This window comes from Sinobaca qinghaiensis (assembly GCF_003610495.1).
GTDB classification, from domain to species: domain Bacteria; phylum Bacillota; class Bacilli; order Bacillales; family Marinococcaceae; genus Sinobaca; species Sinobaca qinghaiensis.
On record NZ_RAPK01000006.1, the window covers coordinates 71788 to 91804 of the forward strand.

At 40.9% G+C, this 20017-nt stretch carries 32 protein-coding genes; 24 read left to right on the forward strand and 8 right to left on the reverse strand.

Annotation, left to right across the window (positions count from 1 at the left end):
• Positions 1-50: 50 nt before the first annotated feature.
• The gene (locus ATL39_RS00670) at positions 51-752 is read left to right on the forward strand and encodes a copper homeostasis protein CutC (protein ID WP_120191356.1); all 702 of its coding nucleotides are present in this window, start codon (positions 51-53) and stop codon (positions 750-752) included.
• A 129-nt stretch (positions 753-881) separates the two neighbouring features.
• Here ATL39_RS00670 and ATL39_RS00675 read toward each other — a convergent pair whose 3' ends face one another.
• Positions 882-1238: a winged helix-turn-helix transcriptional regulator gene (locus ATL39_RS00675; protein ID WP_120191357.1), complete on the reverse strand. Its 357-nt coding sequence runs from the start codon at positions 1236-1238 to the stop codon at positions 882-884.
• 123 nt (positions 1239-1361) lie between these two features.
• Here ATL39_RS00675 and ATL39_RS00680 point away from each other — a divergent pair, with 123 nt between their 5' ends.
• The 3 genes from ATL39_RS00680 (at position 1362) to ATL39_RS00690 (ending at position 3489) form a co-directional block, all read left to right on the forward strand.
• Positions 1362-2420: an LLM class flavin-dependent oxidoreductase gene (locus ATL39_RS00680; protein ID WP_120191358.1), complete on the forward strand. Its 1059-nt coding sequence runs from the start codon at positions 1362-1364 to the stop codon at positions 2418-2420.
• Between the two features lie 12 nt (positions 2421-2432).
• Entirely contained in the window at positions 2433-2990 is a 558-nt protein-coding gene (locus ATL39_RS00685; protein ID WP_120191359.1) for an NADPH-dependent FMN reductase, read from the forward strand.
• Positions 2991-3087: 97 nt separating this feature from the next.
• Positions 3088-3489, forward strand: coding sequence for a DoxX family protein (locus ATL39_RS00690; RefSeq protein WP_120191360.1), 402 nt, complete (start codon positions 3088-3090; stop codon positions 3487-3489).
• 121 nt (positions 3490-3610) lie between these two features.
• Here the strand turns inward: ATL39_RS00690 and ATL39_RS00695 are convergent, their stop codons facing one another.
• Complete coding sequence (locus ATL39_RS00695) at positions 3611-4660, reverse strand: SDR family oxidoreductase (RefSeq protein ID WP_120191361.1); 1050 nt, start codon at positions 4658-4660, stop codon at positions 3611-3613.
• A gap of 462 nt (positions 4661-5122) precedes the next feature.
• On the opposite strand from ATL39_RS00695, the gene ATL39_RS00700 reads away from it, so the two are divergent.
• Positions 5123-5506 carry a VOC family protein gene (locus ATL39_RS00700; protein ID WP_120191362.1) on the forward strand — a complete coding sequence of 128 codons (384 nt, stop codon included), beginning with the start codon at positions 5123-5125 and terminating at the stop codon, positions 5504-5506.
• 91 nt (positions 5507-5597) lie between these two features.
• Here ATL39_RS00700 and ATL39_RS00705 read toward each other — a convergent pair whose 3' ends face one another.
• The 5 genes from ATL39_RS00705 to ATL39_RS00725 form a co-directional block, all read right to left on the reverse strand.
• Positions 5598-6056 carry a hypothetical protein gene (locus ATL39_RS00705; protein WP_120191363.1) on the reverse strand — a complete coding sequence of 153 codons (459 nt, stop codon included), beginning with the start codon at positions 6054-6056 and terminating at the stop codon, positions 5598-5600.
• 64 nt (positions 6057-6120) lie between these two features.
• Entirely contained in the window at positions 6121-6591 is a 471-nt protein-coding gene (locus ATL39_RS00710; RefSeq protein WP_120191364.1) for a hypothetical protein, read from the reverse strand.
• A gap of 104 nt (positions 6592-6695) precedes the next feature.
• Positions 6696-6992 (reverse strand): hypothetical protein, encoded by a 297-nt coding sequence (locus ATL39_RS00715; RefSeq protein ID WP_120191365.1) that lies wholly within the window; start codon positions 6990-6992, stop codon positions 6696-6698.
• Between the two features lie 265 nt (positions 6993-7257).
• The gene (locus ATL39_RS00720; RefSeq protein ID WP_120191366.1) at positions 7258-7530 is read right to left on the reverse strand and encodes a hypothetical protein; all 273 of its coding nucleotides are present in this window, start codon (positions 7528-7530) and stop codon (positions 7258-7260) included.
• Positions 7531-7745: 215 nt separating this feature from the next.
• On the reverse strand, positions 7746-8465 hold the full coding sequence (locus ATL39_RS00725; protein WP_170146792.1) for an alpha/beta fold hydrolase: 720 nt from the start codon (positions 8463-8465) through the stop codon (positions 7746-7748).
• Between the two features lie 471 nt (positions 8466-8936).
• Between ATL39_RS00725 and ATL39_RS17285 the strand changes: the two genes are divergently transcribed.
• The 9 genes from ATL39_RS17285 (at position 8937) to ATL39_RS17290 (ending at position 13615) form a co-directional block, all read left to right on the forward strand.
• Entirely contained in the window at positions 8937-9092 is a 156-nt protein-coding gene (locus ATL39_RS17285) for a hypothetical protein (protein WP_170146793.1), read from the forward strand.
• A 193-nt stretch (positions 9093-9285) separates the two neighbouring features.
• Positions 9286-9798, forward strand: coding sequence for a DoxX family protein (locus ATL39_RS00730; protein ID WP_120191368.1), 513 nt, complete (start codon positions 9286-9288; stop codon positions 9796-9798).
• Positions 9799-10045: 247 nt separating this feature from the next.
• Entirely contained in the window at positions 10046-10528 is a 483-nt protein-coding gene (locus ATL39_RS00735) for a DUF2975 domain-containing protein (protein WP_120191369.1), read from the forward strand.
• Positions 10529-10538: 10 nt separating this feature from the next.
• Positions 10539-10763, forward strand: coding sequence for a helix-turn-helix domain-containing protein (locus ATL39_RS00740; RefSeq protein ID WP_120191370.1), 225 nt, complete (start codon positions 10539-10541; stop codon positions 10761-10763).
• Between the two features lie 115 nt (positions 10764-10878).
• Positions 10879-12096 (forward strand): MFS transporter, encoded by a 1218-nt coding sequence (locus ATL39_RS00745; RefSeq protein ID WP_120191371.1) that lies wholly within the window; start codon positions 10879-10881, stop codon positions 12094-12096.
• Positions 12097-12130: 34 nt separating this feature from the next.
• The gene (locus ATL39_RS00750; protein WP_120191372.1) at positions 12131-12712 is read left to right on the forward strand and encodes a TetR/AcrR family transcriptional regulator; all 582 of its coding nucleotides are present in this window, start codon (positions 12131-12133) and stop codon (positions 12710-12712) included.
• 190 nt (positions 12713-12902) lie between these two features.
• On the forward strand, positions 12903-13139 hold the full coding sequence (locus ATL39_RS00755; protein WP_120191373.1) for a hypothetical protein: 237 nt from the start codon (positions 12903-12905) through the stop codon (positions 13137-13139).
• Between the two features lie 41 nt (positions 13140-13180).
• Positions 13181-13432 carry a hypothetical protein gene (locus tag ATL39_RS00760; RefSeq protein ID WP_120191374.1) on the forward strand — a complete coding sequence of 84 codons (252 nt, stop codon included), beginning with the start codon at positions 13181-13183 and terminating at the stop codon, positions 13430-13432.
• Between the two features lie 27 nt (positions 13433-13459).
• Entirely contained in the window at positions 13460-13615 is a 156-nt protein-coding gene (locus ATL39_RS17290) for a hypothetical protein (protein ID WP_170146794.1), read from the forward strand.
• Between the two features lie 115 nt (positions 13616-13730).
• On the opposite strand, the gene ATL39_RS00765 is transcribed toward ATL39_RS17290, so the two are convergent.
• Positions 13731-14582: an AraC family transcriptional regulator gene (locus tag ATL39_RS00765; RefSeq protein ID WP_120191375.1), complete on the reverse strand. Its 852-nt coding sequence runs from the start codon at positions 14580-14582 to the stop codon at positions 13731-13733.
• A gap of 240 nt (positions 14583-14822) precedes the next feature.
• Here ATL39_RS00765 and ATL39_RS00770 point away from each other — a divergent pair, with 240 nt between their 5' ends.
• The 10 genes from ATL39_RS00770 (at position 14823) to ATL39_RS00815 (ending at position 19956) form a co-directional block, all read left to right on the forward strand.
• Positions 14823-15167, forward strand: a complete 345-nt coding sequence (locus ATL39_RS00770) for a PadR family transcriptional regulator (RefSeq protein WP_120191376.1) — start codon at positions 14823-14825, stop codon at positions 15165-15167.
• Positions 15148-15474, forward strand: coding sequence for a DUF1048 domain-containing protein (locus ATL39_RS00775; protein WP_120191377.1), 327 nt, complete (start codon positions 15148-15150; stop codon positions 15472-15474). The genes ATL39_RS00770 and ATL39_RS00775 overlap by 20 nt, the downstream gene beginning before the upstream one ends.
• 102 nt (positions 15475-15576) lie before the next feature.
• The gene (locus tag ATL39_RS00780; protein ID WP_120191378.1) at positions 15577-15786 is read left to right on the forward strand and encodes a helix-turn-helix transcriptional regulator; all 210 of its coding nucleotides are present in this window, start codon (positions 15577-15579) and stop codon (positions 15784-15786) included.
• The gene (locus tag ATL39_RS00785) at positions 15783-16202 is read left to right on the forward strand and encodes a hypothetical protein (RefSeq protein ID WP_120191379.1); all 420 of its coding nucleotides are present in this window, start codon (positions 15783-15785) and stop codon (positions 16200-16202) included. The genes ATL39_RS00780 and ATL39_RS00785 overlap by 4 nt, the downstream gene beginning before the upstream one ends.
• A 26-nt stretch (positions 16203-16228) precedes the next feature.
• Positions 16229-17032 carry a hypothetical protein gene (locus ATL39_RS00790; RefSeq protein WP_120191380.1) on the forward strand — a complete coding sequence of 268 codons (804 nt, stop codon included), beginning with the start codon at positions 16229-16231 and terminating at the stop codon, positions 17030-17032.
• Positions 17033-17247: 215 nt separating this feature from the next.
• On the forward strand, positions 17248-17751 hold the full coding sequence (locus tag ATL39_RS00795; protein ID WP_120191988.1) for a LytTR family DNA-binding domain-containing protein: 504 nt from the start codon (positions 17248-17250) through the stop codon (positions 17749-17751).
• Complete coding sequence (locus ATL39_RS00800) at positions 17741-18145, forward strand: DUF3021 domain-containing protein (protein ID WP_170146795.1); 405 nt, start codon at positions 17741-17743, stop codon at positions 18143-18145. The genes ATL39_RS00795 and ATL39_RS00800 overlap by 11 nt, the downstream gene beginning before the upstream one ends.
• Positions 18146-18249: 104 nt before the next feature.
• A complete protein-coding gene (locus ATL39_RS00805) occupies positions 18250-18684 on the forward strand; it encodes an N-acetyltransferase (RefSeq protein ID WP_342768738.1) in 435 nt (144 codons plus the stop codon).
• Between the two features lie 53 nt (positions 18685-18737).
• The gene (locus ATL39_RS00810) at positions 18738-19085 is read left to right on the forward strand and encodes an SdpI family protein (protein WP_120191383.1); all 348 of its coding nucleotides are present in this window, start codon (positions 18738-18740) and stop codon (positions 19083-19085) included.
• Positions 19086-19089: 4 nt separating this feature from the next.
• Positions 19090-19956, forward strand: coding sequence for a PhzF family phenazine biosynthesis protein (locus tag ATL39_RS00815; protein WP_170146796.1), 867 nt, complete (start codon positions 19090-19092; stop codon positions 19954-19956).
• Positions 19957-20017: the final 61 nt, after the last annotated feature.

Below are 20017 nucleotides of genomic sequence, written 5' to 3' on the forward strand. Positions count from 1 at the left end.
AGAAATACAGTATACTTCTGCTAGTATAGCAGAGGAAGGGCAGGGAAAACATGGCAGTACAGCTTGAAGTAATTGTTCAGAACGCAGAGGAAGCAGAAATGGCAGAAGCTTATGGGGCGGATCGGGTCGAGCTGGTCAGCGCGATAAAAGAAGGCGGATTGACTCCAAGTTTCGGTACTATAAAACAGGCAGCCGAACGGACCAATCTTTCTGTCTCGGCAATGCTGCGCCCTCACAGCTGGTCGTTTCAGTATTCAGCGGATGATCTGGCCGTTATATTGGAAGATCTTCATGTCATGAAAAAAGCCGGGGTGACGGGCATCGTATTTGGCTGCCTGACGGCGGAGGGCCAGCTGGATCATGCCGTACTGGAACGGGTGCTCAAGGAAACCGGCAGCATGGAAGTTACCTTTCACCGGGCGTTTGATGAGCTGGAAGATTTGGAAAAAGGCTATAGGGAAATCGCTCATTATTTTCCTGCAGTTACACGAATTTTGACGTCCGGAGGAGAGCCAACGGCTGTTTCCGATAAAGCAGAAGCAAAACTGGCACGGCTTACAGCCCTTCAGCATGAGCTTGACGGCCCTGTTATCATGCCGGGAGCAGGCATTACGACTGCAACTATCCAAAAGCTTCATCACCGGGTGGGAGCAGAAGAATACCACGTCGGATCCGGAGCCCGAATGGACAGCGATTATTCGCGCCCTCTTCAAGAAGCAAAAATAAACAAGCTTCTCGCTTTATTAACATAAGAACATAAAGCAGCCATAAAATAATAAAGACCCCTGGTGTTAGAGATACCAGGGGTCTAGAATGTATAAATTTTTCTATTGATTGAAAAAACAGCCCGGCGTTGGGCTGTAAAAGTGTTACATGGTGGATCAGCTGATTTTATCGTTTTGTATTGCTTCTTTCTGGCTTTTACGCAGCGAGTGATTGGTTCCCCAATGATGCATCGCATCAAGAATAGGTTCAAGGCTTCTGCCATAATCTGTTATGGAATACTCCACTTTAGGAGGAATCTGTGAATAGACTTTTCGTTCAATAATATCTTCTTTTTCCAGTTCCCGTAATTGCTTGGTAAGCATTTTCTGGGTAATGTCCGGCAGGTTTTTTTTCAGCTCGCCGTGCCGCTTTGTCCCCTCCTGCAGAAGGTGAAGAAGTATAATAGGTTTCCATTTTCCTACAATAATCTCCAGTGCGTTATCAACCCGGCAGTTTTCCGGTTTTTTTTCCATCGGTTATTCCTCCTTAGTATATTTTTTAATACTATGGCACTTTAAAGTACGTACTTACTTATATGCTTTCTGTTAACTATAATAGCATTAGAGAAGATAAATAGAAAGGCGGTCCTTACATTCATGGAAAAATATCGCATTCATCCGGAAAACGGATTGGAGTTTGGTATATATACACTTGGAGATCATCTGCCCGATCCCCACACGGGAGAAAGAATATCCGCGCAGGAGCGGGTTCATGAATTAATTGAATATGCCACACTTGCCGAGCAGGCAGGCCTGGATTTCTTCAGCGTCGGGGAAAGCCATCAGGAATACTTCGCCACACAGGCACACGCGGTCGTTCTTTCCGCCATCGCCCAGGCTACTAATAAAATAAAAATTGGCAGCTCTTCGACGATAATCAGCACGTCCGACCCTGTCCGGGTATACGAGAATTTCGCGACGGTTGATTTAATTTCCAAAGGGCGTACGGAGATCGTGGCGGGGCGTGCTTCCCGGATCGGACTGTTTGACCTGCTTGGTTACAACGTCCAGGACTATGAGGCATTATATGAAGAAAAATTTGATCTGCTCCGGCAGATTAACGAACAGGAAAGCGTAAACTGGGAAGGGGAATTCCGGGCTTCTTTAAAAAATGCCAGAGTGCTGCCCCGTCCGGTAGAAGGATCCCTTCCTATCTGGCGTGCCGTCGGCGGAACGCCGGCGAGCGCAATGAAAGCGGGCTATGCCGGAGTGCCGATGTTTATGGCACATCTGGGAGGCTCATCGGACCGGTTCAAACAAACGATTGATGCCTACAGAGATGCAGCCCGGGCAGGCGGTCACGATCCAGCCCAGCTGCCTGTAGCAACAGCCGGATTCTTTTATGCAGCCGAAACGACCCAGCAGGCATTGAAAGACCTGTATCCGCATATTAACGAAGGCATGAAACGCACCAATGGCGGAGGCTTCCCAAAGCAGCTGTTTGCCCAGGGAGCAGAACCTCATAATATTATGAATACAGGAAGTCCTCAGGAAATTATTGAAAAAATTCTGCACCAGCATGAAGTGTTTGGGCACCAGCGCTACGTCGCCCAAATTGATTTCGGCGGTATGCCAATGGATAAAATCAGAAAGAACATCGAACTGATCGGTGACACGATTCTGCCGGCAGTTAAAAAATATACGGCGAAAAAATAAGGAGAATAACCGATGAAGCTAATAGGATTGTCCGGTTCGCAGGTAGGATCGAAGACAAGAACCGCGATGAATGAAGCGGTAAAAAAAGTAAATGAAAAGTATCCCGGTATAGAAACAGATATAATCGACCTGGCAGAATATGACATGCAGTTCAGCGACGGCCGCAATTATCTGGATTATGAAGGAGATACCGGCTATGTTACAAAAGAGCTGATGGAAGCAGATGCTATCATTATAGGCATGCCGATCTTTCAGGCTTCCCTGCCGGGTGCGCTGAAGAACGTGTTTGATCTGCTGCCGGTTGATGCTTTTCGTGACAAAACAGTAAGTATGCTCATCACGGCAGGTTCCGCCAAGCACTATTTGGTCGCAGACCTGCAGCTCAAGCCGATTCTATCTTATATGAAGGCTCAAATTGTGCAGACATATGTATTTATTGAAGAAAAAGATTTCCACCAAAAAGAGATTATTAATACGGATGTCCTCGACCGGCTGGACCGCCTGGCAGAAGACACGGTAGTACTGACACAGACGTTTGAACAAATACGAGAAAACCAATATGATTTTTAGCGCATTTTGATGAGAAAAAGTCGAATACGTTCGACTTTTTTTATGTCAATTTTCATTTTAAAAATAACGTATAAAAAATACGCAGGAGGAATTAGTAATGGAAGCAGTTGGACTTTTAATTATAAGAATAGTAGTTGGTTTATATTTTGCGGCTCACGGTGCACAGAAAGCATTTGGATGGTTCGGGGGAGGCGGTCCTGAAGGAACAGGGGCATTCTTTGAACAGATCGGCCTCAAACCAGGTAAGCAAATGGCTCTGCTGGCCGGACTTGGAGAATTTATCGGGGGCATCCTGTTTTTACTCGGACTGTTCACTCCTTTGGCTGCCATCCTGATCATTGTGCCGATGCTTGTAGCCATTGTTACGGTCACCCGGAAAAACGGCCTGTTTTCTGACAAGGGCGGTATTGAATACAATGTCGTATTAATCGCTGTTGCGCTTGGCATTGCACTTATGGGTCCCGGCTCGGTGTCGCTTGATGCGTTGGCATTTTTATAATATTCATAAGTAAAGCCTTCGAGAGATTGTTTCTTCTCGAAGGCTTTTTTTATTGGACAAAAAGGCATCAGCCATAACATCGTGGTGTCGAATTTTCATAGGAATAGTAATTTGTTATTATTTACGGCAGAATTTTTTCTCGTTTCATTTCACTGAATAGCTCCTGAAGTCTTTTTTCCGTATTAATTGTTTCTGTAAATCCATAATCTTTTATTTTATTAACGTCAGAAATCACGTCGTACTCACACTTAAAGACAAAATCTCCAAAACCCCATCCGGCTGCTTTTTCGTAGGGAACCTCAAGTAAATGATTGTTTTTTACAATAGTGTTCCACACTTCTTCTTGTGCGGGCATCATTTCTGTTAAAGGAAGTTCGAGCGGCTCTTCATAATCCATCTCGAAGTACTCGGCAATTTTTGGCCAAAGATGCTTCCACCTGAATATATCTCCGTTCGTAATATTAAATACTTCTTGATGAGCATCAGGAGTAAGAGCAGCCCAGACCGAACTTCTAGCTAGATGAGAAGCATCTGTCATTTGAGCTAACGCTTCATAGGTTTTCTTTTTACCTGGAAAACGAAGCGGCAGTCCCAATTCTTTTGAAACCGCAGCATACACTCCAATAACACTTAAAATATTCATTGGATTGCCCACGGCAATGCCCGCTACTACGTCCGGACGAAGAATCGTCCAATTCCATTCTTTCTCTTTTTGATGAGCTCGTATAAAATCTTCCTGGTTATAGTAAAAGTTAGGCGGCATATGACGGGAATCGTTTTCCTTGGCCGGCGTTTTAAATTCTCCTAAATGTACGCCGTAAACTTTGACCCCCTGCATTAATGTCACATGCTCCAAGGCAGAGCTTGTTTCTTCAACGGCTTTCACAATATTCTCGAACATGGTCGTGTTAATATCGATTTGTTCCTTGGAAAAAGGGGGGAAGTCCTGATAGGCTGCATAGAATACGTGAGTAATATTACCAAGTTCTTTTACTTTTTCTTTTGTTTCGTCAAAATTTGTTAAGTCCATTGATATATATTCTGCTATTTCACTTTTAAAGGGTTTTCTCCGTGAAATGCCTATTACTTCCCAATCTTCCAGCTGTTCGAGTTCCTGAATAATATGACTTCCAATTATACCGGATGCTCCTGCTACAATAGCTCGTTTCATTATTAAGTTGTCTCCTTTTTATTGATAACTTTTATAATAAGAATTAATTACATCCGTTCATTAAGCGATATTTACGGCTTATTTTACTATAGAAACAGCCCGGTTATCCAATTTTAAAAGCCTTCGAAGAGAAATCATTTCTCTTCGAAGGCTTTTTCTTATCGGCTGCCCGCATTTGAACGATTTTTAATGCGTCTTTTCTTGTCACGCAACTTTCATCAGCCATCTTAAAAAACATGATGAAGGATTGAAATGAGAAAAGTTGGTGTAGCTTTTTGCTGTATTCCAGACCTGTCATACTTTGAAAATAATAGTATAACAACAGTTAAATAAACACCAGGATTTTGTGGAACTATTCAGAATAATGTACAGTATGTATTAATAAATGCACACAAATTCTTTTTGCATAGATCAGCTTATTGATTCTCATATATTATAAAAATCAAAGGAGGCCATACAAATATGAAAATTATTGTGACGAGTATATTTGTTCAGGATCAGGATAAGGCCTTAGCGTTTTATTCAGATGTGCTGGGTTTTGTGAAAAAGCAGGATGTGCCGGCAGGAGAATTCAGATGGATTACGCTTGTATCGCCGGATGACCAGAGGGGGACCGAGCTGCTGCTTGAACCAAATAACCATCCGGCTGCTAAAGAATATCAGGAGAAATTATTTGCTGATGGCATTCCTGTAACGATGTTTGGCGTAACAGGCATTCATGAAGAATATGAACGGCTGGTAAATAAAGGGGTGACCTTTACAATGGAGCCGACCGTAATGGGGGGGATTACTATAGCGGTTTTCGACGATACGTGCGGCAATCTAATTCAGATGATGGAGCAATAGACCGGCCATAAAAACATCGCTTTTCCGCGAGGAAAAGCGATGCCTTCGTTAAAGGATAGAAAATAAAAGTAGTAAAAATACCCAGTAACAATTAATTTTGAGAAGCGGCGTTTTTTAAGAATTTTCTATATTTTCTGATATTAAATGAATGATCTTCAGCCAGAATCGACACTTTATGATGCAGATAAACATATTTTTGGAAAAGCATAGTAGTTTTAAAAGCTACCTGAAGACTGTGCTCGCAGACGTTTTGTCTGGCACGTGATGCAATAAGAGAAAAATACAGCGACATTTTAGGATCTGCTTCCAGGGTTGGGGCATCAAGTGCAATAGCCATGGCAACATTTAACTCAGCCAGCAGGGTGCTGTCGCTTTCCAATGACTGATGAAGCCATTCATGGGGATAGAGATAATAACCATAAAATGGTGCGATACCAGCTACTTTTGTATTGTATGAGGCATGCAAAAGCATATCCTCAATTCCTCTTGGAGGACGTTTTAAGGCAGCAATCATTTCTTCATAAACAGCACAACGCATAGAGTATTTCATGATGACTTCCTTTCTGAAAAAAATTCCTTATGCATAAAAGGTCAGGTGGTCATTACACAAACAGCTACACTAGGTTTTTATTGTTTTGTTTAATCATTTTATTAATTACCTGATAATATACGTTTTCATTAATCGGGCGGTTAGATGTTAGAAATGCAGCCCTTTTTTGAAGGGATTGATGTTTATACCAAAGAGCAGCAGCCCGCAGCGACACAGATAAATTGCCTGGATCTGCTGCCGCCTGGTCAGCGGAAGCCTTGATAAAGAATTCTTTCATTTCCTGGTCTGTTTCCATAGAAAAAAGCTCAAGGGCCGCAGTCATAGCGGAATTCAAATGGTGAACAAAATAATAATCCGAACATTTAGAATAAACCTGCCACACTGTTGGATGAAAACAATACATATAGAAGGGTAGTAAAATAGTGATCTCTTCATTCCATTGAGCTGCTTTAAATATATTATCTATGGTATGAAATGCTGGATCCAGTTCCATTGATAGCGATTCAAACACAGCAAAGTGAAATTCATTTGCCACGGAAATTCCTCTTTTCTCTACATAAATGCGATGAAATAGGAAATTGAAGGATGGAAGAAGTAGTGGAATGTAGGGGTTTTAGTTTGAAATGGAAAGCATACTTTCTATTGAACGCCGGCTGGTGGCATCAAATAGTACGATACATGAGAAGCTGCAGAGGAGCTGTCGTATTCTGCCATGGAGGAAAAATGAGTGGGGACAATGGCGACTACCTTCACTTCATAGGGACCTAGTTGAAACTCTTCTCCAAGCTGAAAGCCGTTCCAGTTTTCTATATCGGTATCCGCGTAAACAGAACGTTTGAGAGCCAGCAGCGTATCTGCAAATAATTCTTTTGTATCGCTGGTTTGACTGATAGGAATATATATTAGATTAATAAATGTATCATTTGTTACGTTCATTCATCACATCACACTCCGTCTTGCATTGTTCTTTATAAAATATATAATTTGTTTGTATATATTATATAACGAATTATAGGGGATATTAGAACTTTGTCAACCAAATATTCCACAAAATGCAAAAAAAGGGATGATTTTTTGACTCTTAGTTAATCCCAGTCTCTAAACAAAAGAGTATTGTGCAAGTGATTTTTTTTAACAGCTTTCGGCGGTACAGCCTATTTATAGTCAGCTTAAGGAAAACTTTCTCCGAAGCAGTTACAGATTATTGATAAAGTTCATTCAGTTTACTGGTTGAAGCAATATTTAAATATGTGCCGCCCCATTCCATGGACTGCACCCATGTAACTAGAATAAATCCCTTGTCCCGTAAATAAGCAATATTCTCTCTCGTATTTTCCTGCTGAACAGTGCTCAAATAAATCCAGATATTAATATCTGGTTGTTTTAACATGGAGGAAATATTCGAGCTGGTTAAATGATCCAATGATTTCAAACAAACTTCTGCTTTTTGTCTCTCGCCATCATTTAGTTTCATTTAGCTCCCTTCTTTTCTATTTATTATATTTGTATATCGATTTCTAATAAAATCAAAACATATAAGTATGCGTTATATGAAACATTTCGACAGAGAAAAAGAAAATCCTTTTATTTACATTGAAAGTGGGTTAATGGTTGTTCTATTTAAATAATAGCAATGATCGCAGCGAATATTGATTTCTGATAGTAAATCATGAAGATAAATTCATCAAACTAACGATTTTTGCTTAAGAATAGCTTTAAAGTCTCTGCAAATTTTTCTTCTTCTGATTCTTTTAAGGTATGGCCGGATTTCTCAAAAACTTCTATCCAGCATTCTTTCCATGCATCTTCATATCTTTCTGTCTGTTCTTTGGAAAGCAGGGACTCGTTGAGGACACCTCTCATAATTAAAATGGGACATTTGATCAAATGAAGGTGAGGATGAAAATTAACATACTCTGACTCCTGTTCGATTGCTTTTACCACGTATGCTTCCATTATATCTGCCCCTAAGTCATTTCCCCAATGTGTTTTTAAATACTGATCTGCCCATCCGTAAGGCATCTTTTTATGTTTCGGCGGATATTCGGCAAGAATTAAACCTTTTAAAGAAGCACTGTGTTTAACAGCATAGCCTAAGGCGTAGGAAACGCCTCTAGAATAACCCATCAGGTAGAAATTTTTTAATTGGAAATAGTCTACAACAGCTTCTATATCGGCAATATGATGTTCTAACGTATATCCCTTTTTCGGGGCGCTGCTTTTTCCCCTGCCGCGGTGTGAGAAAGTGATACACCTTGCCGGCAGAAGGGAGGACATCAAGGATGTATAATTTTCAGCAGATTCAGATAAGCCGGGACTGATTAAAAGAGGAGTGCTGTTCTTCTGGCCGGGATTACTATCAATGTAATGCAGCGTTACTTCTTTATGTTTTATCCAATTTTCCTGCACAGTATCATCTCCTAAATATTTACTCAATTTAACTATTTTAACACTGTAACCTAATTTAACTAATAGATTGACGGAAAAATTTCGTGATATTCGTTGAGCTGTGCCGGCAAAAAAGGTTATAAAGGAGGAGATTACACGATACAGTTGACTTCATGCTTCGCTATTCGCAGTCATTTTCGTTCATTTCAGCGAATAAAAAAGAATGAAACGGGCTGATACATAGAAACCGATCTTCATTCACCCGCCGGAAAATTTTTCGTGAAGTTAGTGTCTCATCCCGATCACGGCATATATTGTTATTCTGCTGGTTTAAAAAAGGGATACCATATTTAATAATAGTTGGTTCTATATTTTTGTATATACCGAGAACATGAGCCCATGCCAAAGGTCTCGTTATTTATACTAATGCCAACTTATCCGATCATTTATCTATGTGTTATGATGGAGGTATTAACACCCAGGAGGTGAAAGATGATTCATCTCACGTACACGGATAAAATTTTTTTCGATACGCATAAGGAGTGCCTTACTTCTGAGCAGTATCGTCTCTATATTCGATTTGCCCTAATGGATCTAATCACGATTCATTTTGTCGATCGCCACGAAAAGCCCCAATCATTTTCCTAATGAGGGGCTTTTGATCGCCTATACATAGCATTTCGATTTTTATCTTCATTCCACTAGTTTAGTAGAAAAATGACAATGAAAATTTGTGAATATTTTTTGTCTTTTCATGTGAAAACATTCACAAGATAACAAAACGATGTATACTAAAGATAACAAATATGTGAAAAAATTCACAAAAGGGAGGTTTTTAACAATGATCCACTTTTTGAAAAAAACAAAAACCGCAGCGGTACTTTTTTTGGCAGCACGCTTGTATTTAGGCTGGACGTGGCTTACTTCCGGCCTTGGAAAAATAACCGAAGGCTTTAATCCCGGAGGTTTTCTCCAGCAGGCCGTAGCAGAACCGGTGATGCAGGGCGGGGGAGAAGCAATGGCTTATCCCTGGTACACAGCTTTTCTGGAATATGTTGCCGTGCCCAATGCCGGGGTAATGGGATTTCTCGTTATGTGGGGGGAAGTGCTGGTTGGAGCCGGACTGCTGATTGGCTTATTTACTACAACTTTTGCTTTCTTTGGCGGCATGATGAACATGGCCTTCCTGCTCGCCGGCACCGTGTCCGTGAATCCTATTATGCTCGTGCTGGCTGTACTTCTTCTCATCGGAAAAGGGAATGCCGGCCGGATCGGTCTGGATCGATTTGTTCCACAGATTAAGAAGAAATTAGGAAGAACACCGAAAAAACACGAAGGACCGCAGGCAGCTTAGACTACTTTTAATAATAAATTTATTTGAAAAAAATATACTCCAACGGCCGAGGGTGTTCCCAGCTGTTGGAGTTTTTTCTTTCAATAGAAGATTACATAAATAAAAATACGCTATTTATACTCAGAAAAAGAATTGAAAAGAAAGAGTATTATCTATAGTGTTTTTATTACTTAGGAATAAAAATTTATCGTAAATCAATAAAATATCTGGTAAAATGAAGGCAAATAATAAAAGCGAGGTGTTTTTGATGAAAAAGGGTTCTACATTGTTTTTAAAAGCAGCTCTTATTTTAATGGGTATTCCTGTGCTTGCTTTATGTATCTTCCTGGTGCCGGAAATAGCTGGGTTTGCAGCCTTTTTGTATCCGGAAATGACGTCTATCAGTTATTTAGTGTATCTGGACTTATATGCTACAGCTGTTCCTTTTTATTTTGCACTCTACCAGGCTTTTAAATTGTTAAGCTATATTGATAAAAATCATGCTTTTTCAGAGCTGTCTGTCCGCGCGTTGAAGAAAATAAAATACTGTGCATTGAGTATTAGTTTACTTTATATAGCCGGAATGCCGCTATTTTACCTGCTGGGAGAAAGAGATGATGCACCGGGTATTATTGTAATTGGAATGGTTATGGTGTTTGCTTCTTTAGTGATTACCGTATTCGCTGCCGTTCTGCAGAAGCTTTTACAAAAAGCTGTTGAAATAAAATCAGAAAATGACTTAGTCGTCTGAGGTGAAAAATATGGCTATTATCATCAATATCGATATCATGCTGGCAAAAAGAAAAATGAGCGTAACGGAACTCTCCAACAGAGTGGGAATTACCATGGCCAACCTTTCCATTTTAAAAAATGGAAAAGCAAAAGCGATCCGACTAACCACGCTGGAGGCCATCTGTGAAGCCCTGGACTGCCAGCCCGGTGATCTTCTGGAATATCAAAAAGACGAATCGGCAGAGGAAGAATAATTAATCCAGCGGTTTGTCTGATTTTCCTTGCAGATTTTCCTCTAATAAGTTACTATCGTTTTTACCTACCTAACGTTAGGTTTTGATCTTATATAATAAAAGAGGAGCATTAAAAATGGCTGGTAAAAACGTTCCTGTTACACGGAACATCACATTTATTTTATTGTTTACTGCCAGTATTATGGCAGTTACTGGATTTAGTATGTTTTTAACGACGACTACCTGGTATGTCATCACCGAACTCGATTCTGCTTCTATGCTTGGGCTGGTTCTTATTGTTATCAGTGTGCCCCGGCTGATTATGATGACGTATGGAGGCGTGGTTGCAGATAATTATAAAAAAACGACGATCATGTTCAGCACAAATCTCATACAGGCTCTTCTTCTGCTTGGTATCACGTGGTTAATATGGAACGATACGATGACGATTGTTCTGCTGCTGATACTGGCAGGCCTATTTGGTATGCTGGATGCTTTTTTTGGACCGGCCAGTACATCGATGCTGCCGAAAATTGTAGAACGACATCAGCTCCAGCAGGCTAATGCCTATTTTCAGGGTGTCGATCAGATTTCCTTTATCGCCGGGCCGATTATAGCGGGAGTGATTATGGAAACCTCTTCGGTAACGGCGAGTTATTTTAGCGCCTCCATTCTGGTAGCTCTGTCTGCGCTGATTATTTTTCCTCCTTTTATCAAGGAGGGCGAGGTTGAAAATACGGTAAAACAGAGTCCGTTTCAAAATTTCAAAGAAGGATTTGCCTACGTATACGGCTCTTCTTTTCTGATGCTGGGCCTTATTATTCTGGTCACGCTGAATTTCTTTGTATTCGGCACCCTTCACATAGCTGTCCCGCTGCTGGTGGATGCCTATGGCGGAAGTCCCTTGAATTTAAGCTATATGGAGGTCAGCCTTGGAGTAGGGATGGTGACAGGAACGGTTATTCTGGGAAACTATATGATTGCGAAAAAAGGTAGAGCTATTTTATACGGTCTTATAGCGGCTTTAGGATTTTACCTTATCTTCGGTGTTGTGCAGAGTTTAACAATGCTGACTATTATTTTGTTCTTTATCGGATTTTCCATGGCTTTTGTATTTATTCCTTTTTTCACGGCGGCTCAGGAAATGACTGAAAACCGCATGACCGGCAGGGTAATGAGTCTTGTCTTTCTGGCTATGAATGGCTTTGATCCCATCGCCTATGCTATCGTCAGCATTTTGACTACAGCCGGAATTCCAGTACAATTTATTTTATTGGGATTTGGAGCAACGGGCATGATTATAGCAGTCTCCATATTAGTGAAAGCAAAAGCCTTCCAGCAGATCGTGCCATAAATAGATAAAACCACAAGCAAGGGGGGAAGAATGTATGCGTACGAAGGAAAAAATTATCGAGGCGGGCACGCAGTGTTTCGCCTCAAACGGATATAAAGAAACGACAATGGCTGAAATTGCTCAGCTGGTAGGTATTAAAAAGCCATCTTTATATGCTCATTATCAGAATAAGGAAGCGTTATTTCTTGATGTATTCGAAAATGAAATAGAAGACTATCTGCGATTCGTACAGTACCGAATATCGGAGAAGCGGGCACAGCCGGTAAAAGCACAGCTGGAAGATCTTTTCTTTGTTCACTCTATAAATGAGGAGAACGAGGTCAGCACCCGTTTTTATTATCGGTTTGTTAATTACCCGCCGGCAGAGCTGCAGCAGGCTATCCTAACCAGATACAAACAGGCGGATGATTCGCTCTTCTCTATACTTGAAAACGTGTGGAATAATGGAAAAGAACTAGGTGAAATCGACAGGAACCTTTCCAGCGCGCACCTATACCATGCGTTTTTTGCCTTAATTGACGGATTGGCCAACGAAATGAGCTTATATGATTATGTACAGATGAAGAAGCGCGCCGAGCTGGTCTGGGAAGTGTTTTGGAGGGGAGTTAAGGCATAGTTTTCCGATGATTGTTAAAAGATAATGTAACGAAATGATTGGGTACGGCGCTGAAAGCGTTTGTGCTCGGTTTTTGTGTACGCTTCTAAATACTCCTGATTAGGGAAAGAAGGATCCATGGTTTTTAGTAATTCCAATTTATGGGATAATTACATAGGTTAGTGGAAATGCGGATAAAGAGGTGACTAACATGTCAGAACGATTTGGCTATGTAGTGTATTGGCTCGTTTTTCTCATAGGAATAACATCTTTTCTGTTCTCGTTTATAATGGAATACGGTATCATTTATACGATTTTTATTACATTTATCAGCGCAGGATTTAATATTACTGTAGCTTTAGCGCTGCAAAGAAAGAAACTTATTTATATGAGTCTGCTTTTACTGCTGAGTCCGTATATCTGGTTTTTCATTCTTTATGTGACATAGAGCTTCACTGCTTAACTTAGTGAATACAAAAGGAGGCAGGGATGGTATTTAAATCGCGAGATGGGCATGGAGAGCTGGATGAGTTAACATTTACCCGCATTGTTTCCGTGGCGACTTTTTTACTTGGAGGATACGGCTTGTATTTAATGCTCACGAATCCTGCAGTGTTTTTTAAAGACGTATGGGGATACGTTCTGTTTGGAATGACAGCCTGTACTGTTATTAACTACAGTTATCTTTGTATAGCCGGTCGTTCATTTTTTCAATATGTCTTACAGAATAGAAAAAAATAACAGCAGCATTTTTGAGGAGTGATCCATTTGGAGAAAGGACGTAAGCTGACCTTGGGGTCTTTACTGCTTTTAACCCTCACTGCCGGCAGTCTGGCGTTAGGGTTCAGTATAGGAACACCTCTGGTATCTGTAAGCATTATCGTAGTTCTTCTTTTACTGGCAGCTTATGGAACAAAGTCATAGAGAATTGATATTGATGTTACATAGGAAAGCTTTTTTTAATAGATTTATTAATACTACCAAAAAAAGAACACGTTGGCGCGTGTTCTTTTTCACGTCTTTTCGGTTTGAGATTACGCTATTTTACTGCCAGCCATATTTGATTGGACGATTCGGCCCGGTACGGCTCAGGATCGGTATAGGCTTCGATGGCGGGGACATCCGCAATTTCATATCCATTCGACGGGATCCACTCGCTGTATATTTGTTTCCACACTTCCGGCATAGCGGTTGGGACAGGGCCGTGGACTTCAAATACCGCCCATTTGGCTTTAGGAAGGTCCAGCTGGTCTAAACCGCCCGGTCGTTCACCGATATGCTCCACGGCAATCCAGTAGTCGATAGTGTTCTTTTCCTCGTTATAGTTATCCGTCAGCCCCAGCAGTCCTTTCGTTTCGCTGTTCATTAATTCAACGAGTTTTCCGGTCGTCCCATCCGAATTAACCTGTTCCCAGAATTCAGCAATACCGGTCGCCTGCTCTCCGCACGGACATTCCTTTTTAATCCCCACGACGTGAAACGCTTCTTTTTCCACAATCTGATAGTTCATCGGTTCCGCTCCTTTCAAATTCACCTGAATGGTCAGGCGGTTATAGGCATTCAGCTTTCCCGTTCCTTTTCTTGCTTCACTTGGGCTGACACCGTGCTGTTTTCGGAAAGCTTTTGAAAAAGCTTCAGGAGTGTCGTAGCCATATTTATAGGAAAGATCAATAATTTTAGTATTGGAGTTGTACAGCTCCTGTGCTGCCAGGGTAAGGCGGCGGTGTCTGAGGTATTCACCGACGGATGTATCCGTCAAAATCATAAACAAACGCTGAAAATGAAAAGGAGATACATTGGCCTGTCTGGAAATGGCTTCAATGGTTATATGCTCGAGTAAATGATTTTCCATATAATCGATTGCCTGCTGCAGCGATTCCACTAACGCCATACCTCCACCCCCTTGAATTCATCTTAAAGTATAAAGCGGCGGGCTGTCCTGTCATTTTATGCGCTGCCTGGACAGCGTTTCGGCCTGCCGGTTCTTAACCTACTATTCTCCGGGTGACGAGAGAATCCTTTTAGAAATATAGATAAACAAATGTCTTGACTCACCCACTACTTAGTATTATTATATAGTTGTACTAAGTGATACGTAGTAGTAGCGAAATTATAGTTTAAAGGAGGAATCATGAAAGACTTAACGGAAATGTTCAAGGGCGTCCTGGAAGGTATTGTACTGCAGAAAATTCAAGGAGGCGAAACGTATGGGTATGAAATTACCCGGTACCTGAATGAACTGGGCTTTGAAGATATTGTCGAAGGAACGGTCTATACGATTCTTGTCCGGCTGGAAAAAAAAGAATTAGTAGAAATCGAAAAGAAAAAATCCGAGCTTGGCCCGGCCCGGAAGTTTTACAAGCTGAACGAACAGGGCGTAGAAAAGCTGAATGAATTCTGGCAGCGATGGGCCTTTCTTGAAGAAAAAATGACGGAAATAAAGGAGGGAAAACAAGATGTTAGTACAAACGTTTAAAAAAATGAGACAGGATAAACGAGACTATCGTGCGTACCAAAAAAGAGTGAACGAACTGCCGGAAGATTATAGGAGCGCAATGAAGGCAGTGGAGAAATATATGTGGCATTATGCTAAGGGCGCGGGGATGTTTGTGATTCTAAAAAACATTCTTGAGATGTTTGAGAACAGTGCAGACGATGGACTGAGCGTAAACGAAGTCGTTGGAAACGACATAGCCGGGTTTGCTGATGCCATCCTGGCAGAATACCCGGAAGAAACATGGATGAATAAATCCAGAAATGAATTAAGAAATTCGGTGAAATAAGAAATACTAAATAGACCGCTGTTGGATGATATCCGGCAGCGGTCTGTTATTTTTTTCTATGTAATGTATATGTTACAATTTTTAAGAGTGGAGGTCCATAAATTGGAAAATAAGGTAAAATATTTTCGTGTGCAGGCAAATATGACGCAGCAGCATTTGGCAGAAAAGGTGGGGGTCACCCGGCAAACCATTATTTTAATTGAAAAAGGTACGTATAATCCTTCATTAAAACTGTGTCTTGATATTTGCTACGCCTTAAACCAAACCCTTAACGATATTTTTTGGACAGGAAAGGAGAATAAAATAGAATGAAAAAAATAACCGATGAACGCCTGGTTTTACAAAATTTAAAAAATATTCGTATGGCATTTATTATTCAAACAATAGGAGTGCTTGCCATACTCGGCTATGAATTCATAGTAGACGGAATGGAAGGCATGAGAGAAAATCCCCTATGGCTAGTATTTATGGTAACAAGTATTAGCCTCGCTTACTTATCGATGAGAGTAAGCGTTGATCATGAAAATAATAAAAAATCCCCGAAACGAAGTTTGTACATTGGATTAACAGTGGTAACTATTATTTCAATTACAGCAGGCATACTTATACCATTCACCGAGGGCTCTACAGTGATGAGCGGGATTATTATCGGCGGTGTAATATTTGTATGCAGCATTGTACCCGTAATGTATACATACCATTTAAGAAAGAGCCGAGAGGAGACGTGATCATCGGAAAATAATAAGGAGGTCGTATGGGTACATTACTGAGACCGTTTATGATGGCATTCGTTTTTTTAATAATACTAGTAACCGAAGCAGTTAGAAATTCACTGGGATACTCTTCGCTTCTTGCGGATGATTTTCCAGTGTGGATTTTATATGCAGGTGTTATCCTGATGATTTTTTCTATTGTCTTTTCTTTTTATATAAGAGAACGGACAGTAAAGAGGCATGAAGAAATAATCAAAGAAGGTAATGACGTTCTTTCTTTAGGAGAAGGTGAATTTTTTTATCAGGCACCTTTATACAGAGCCGATCGGCAGAGAATTCAAATACACGGCAGGCCGGATATTTTATACTCTCTGCACTTTAATAATACGTTTGAAAAATGGTTTGCAATTATTGTGCCGCTGCCTGTATACGGTATCCATCTGCGTTCAGAACAATACGACGTAAAAATCAGATGTAATAAACTGTTCAGCTTTAAATACCGTTATTCCATTTATATAAATGGTAAATACTTCGGCAGGTTTTCCAATCATCGATTAACATCAAAAAAAGGCATCTCTCAATTCCTGCCCTTTTACGTTGAAACGGAGCAGCATCATTATAATGTGAACAATTCATTTGGAGAGCTCACTACCAGTATTTTTAAAGACGACCAAAAAGAACTCCTTCGCGGAGAACGGTCTCTTTTTGATTTGAAAAAATCGCAGAAAACGAACCTTCGTGGAGAAAAACATGAAATTGAGGTAATAGATAATGAAGAACCGGCAGAATTGTGGCTGGCGGTGTACGCTTTATGTATGATTTTTAAAGATAAAAGCAGCGGCTGAAAAAAACACCTCCAAACCATCGTTGGTTTACTATACGATGTAAGGAGGTGTTTATTTTTTTGATTGGGAAATGAAATAACTATACATAATAAATAAGATCACTACCTCTCATGTCCCGCAGCTTACATTTTGTGTCATGAATGATGCATGTGATCCAGGAAAGCATCTCAGCATTTGTAAAAAGCAGCATAATAGAAAAAAAGAAAGGAGAGGCCATGAAAATCAAAATCGATATTGATCCTCACTATGAGGAAGACCCTGTAATTATGATACAGGCAAAAGAATGGTCAAAGGAGGTCAGCGCTGTGATGCAGCTGCTTGAAAATCATGAGAAGAATCCGGAAAAGCTGACAGGGACTCAGGCGAAACACAGCAAACGGATAGTCGCGGTGGAGGAAGATCATTCTATTCTGCTGGAGCCAAAAGAGATTGATTTTGTTTATGCAGAAAAGAGAAAAGTATTTGCCATGGTTCATGAAAAACCACTGGAAATGAAGCTTAAGCTTTACGAGCTGGAAGATCTTCTTGCTCCTTATGGATTTATCCGATTTTCTAAGTCAGTAATTGGAAATATGAACCAGATAGAGCGCTTTGAATTATCTTTTAACGGCAACCTATGTGTGCATTTTAAGTCCGGTACAAAAGAATATGTGACGAGAAAGTATGTCCATATCCTCAAAGAACAGCTTGTTAATGGAGGTGAGCTGCATGGTTCATAATATAATTGTTAGACTTTTCGGCGGTCTGGGAATAGGAGCGCTTGTGACGTTTATCGCTTTAACTATCGTAGTGCAGCAATCTATAGAAGTTTCTGTTGCAGATGTGAGGATGCATCTACTTGGAAGCATGATTACCGGAGCTTTTTTCAGCGTCGTGTCTCTTTTATTCTACATTGATTCCTGGAGCGCGCTGAAACAGACTATCGTGCATTTTAGTGTATCTCTTCTTGTACTGTTTCCGGTCTTCACCTTTTTGACAGGCTGGGTCCCATTAGAGCCGCAGGCATTGTTAATCGGACTGGCCATTTTTATAGGAACGTATGTAATAAACTGGATCGGCTGGTATGCATACTTTAAACGCCTGGAGCAGCAGATGAATGCATCGATTAAATAAACAAATCGAGCATGACGCCAAAAGCGTTTGTGCTCGACTGTTTTGCTATGTTTTCAGAGTCATTCATTTGCGACAGAAATCTGTTTTTACATAGAAAGGATAGTATGATGAGAATAAGACCAAATAAAGAGACAGACATCGATACAATGGTGGAAATATGGTACGAAGGATCGGCAGCGGCTCATCATTTTATTGATAAAGCCTATTGGACATCGCAGCGGGAGGAAATGAAGAACACATACCTTCCTATGGCCGAAAGCTATGTGATATGCAAAGACGCAGAGATTGTAGGCTTTGTTTCGATGGTGGACAGCTATCTGGCTGCATTGTTTATTGATTTAACGCATCAGGGAAAAGGGCATGGAAGAGAACTATTAGACTTTATTAAAGCACGATATAAACATATACAATTAAAAGCTTATAAGAAAAATCACCAGGCGGTTCAATTCTATTTGAAAAATGGTTTTATGATAAAAGAAGAGAAGGTAGATGAAAACACAAAGGAAGTAGAGTGTGTAATGGAGTGGCAAAAGGCTTGAATCGATATTTTCCGATTGTAAGAGCGGATAGATGCAAAAAAGGAAGGTGTAATATGGAAAATGTATTCTACGCCCTGATTAATATGGGATCAGCCTGCCTGTTTACTGCCCTGGCTATTCCCTTATTTAAGGAAAAAGTGAAAATGATCAGTTTGTATGGAGTGCGCTTTCCCCAATCCTATGAGTCCGAGGAAAAGTGGTTTCGGATTAATAAATACGGCGGCAGACGAATGATCATCTGGTCTGTTCCTTTATTTGCAGCTGGGATTACCGCTTTATTTCTTCCTCCGCTCGAGGAAGCAAACGAGTTGATATTTAGTCTGCTTCCTTTAATTATAGTAATACCGGCGGTAGAAAGTTATCTATATGCGAGGAAAATACACCATTCAGAAGGGACGTGAGAGAGTGAATCATCAAGTGGTACACACCATCGTATTCGCTTTGGAAAAGGGCGGAGGCAACCCTTGTCCAGTGGTTCTGCAGGCGGATGATTTAACCGCAGAAACGATGCAGCAGATGACGAAAGATTTTGGACATGAGTCTGCTTTTGTTTTAACTCCCGATCATTCGGATTGTGATATAAAGCTTCGTTATTTTGTTCCTGCCCATGAAATGGAGATGTGTATTCATGCCACAATAGGAGGCGTAACGGTTCTCGTTAACAGAAATATAATGACGACTTCACCAATAAAAGTAGAGACAGCGCTTGGTCCGGTAAACGTCGAATGGAAAAGAAATGGGTCTGCATTAGATATCAGCGTCGAGCAGTTCCCGCCTCAATTCATAGATGATATTCCTTCAAAAGAGACAGTAGGCAAAGCTTTGAATATTACATCAGAAGAAATAGATGAGTGGCCCGTTCAATCGGTTTCCACCTCCCGGTCTAAGTTAGTGGTACCGCTGAAAAGCGCAGACGTGCTTCATCGTCTCGAACCGGATTTTGAATACCTTTGGCAGGTATGTGATGAATTCAATACGACCGGCTTTTATCCTTTTGCAGTGGAAGAGCAGAGCAGCAGAATCGTCCAGGCCCGCCAGTTTCCGAAAAGAGCCGGCTATCCAGAAGACCCGGCAACAGGAACAGCCGCTTCAGCGCTGAGCGCCTATTTAACGAAACATGAATACTTTTCCCCACTGCAGGAAGGCTGGAATTCTTTTACGGTTATGCAGGGGATGGCTATGGGAAAGGCAAGTATCATTCAGCCGGAGACGTTCATACATGAAAATAGGATCACGGGAACCCGCGTAAAAGGGAATGCCGTAGAAGTATAGAACTGCGGCGCTTTTAAACGTATAAAGCAGAAAAAGCTTCCGCCTTTTTATTAAGGGCGGA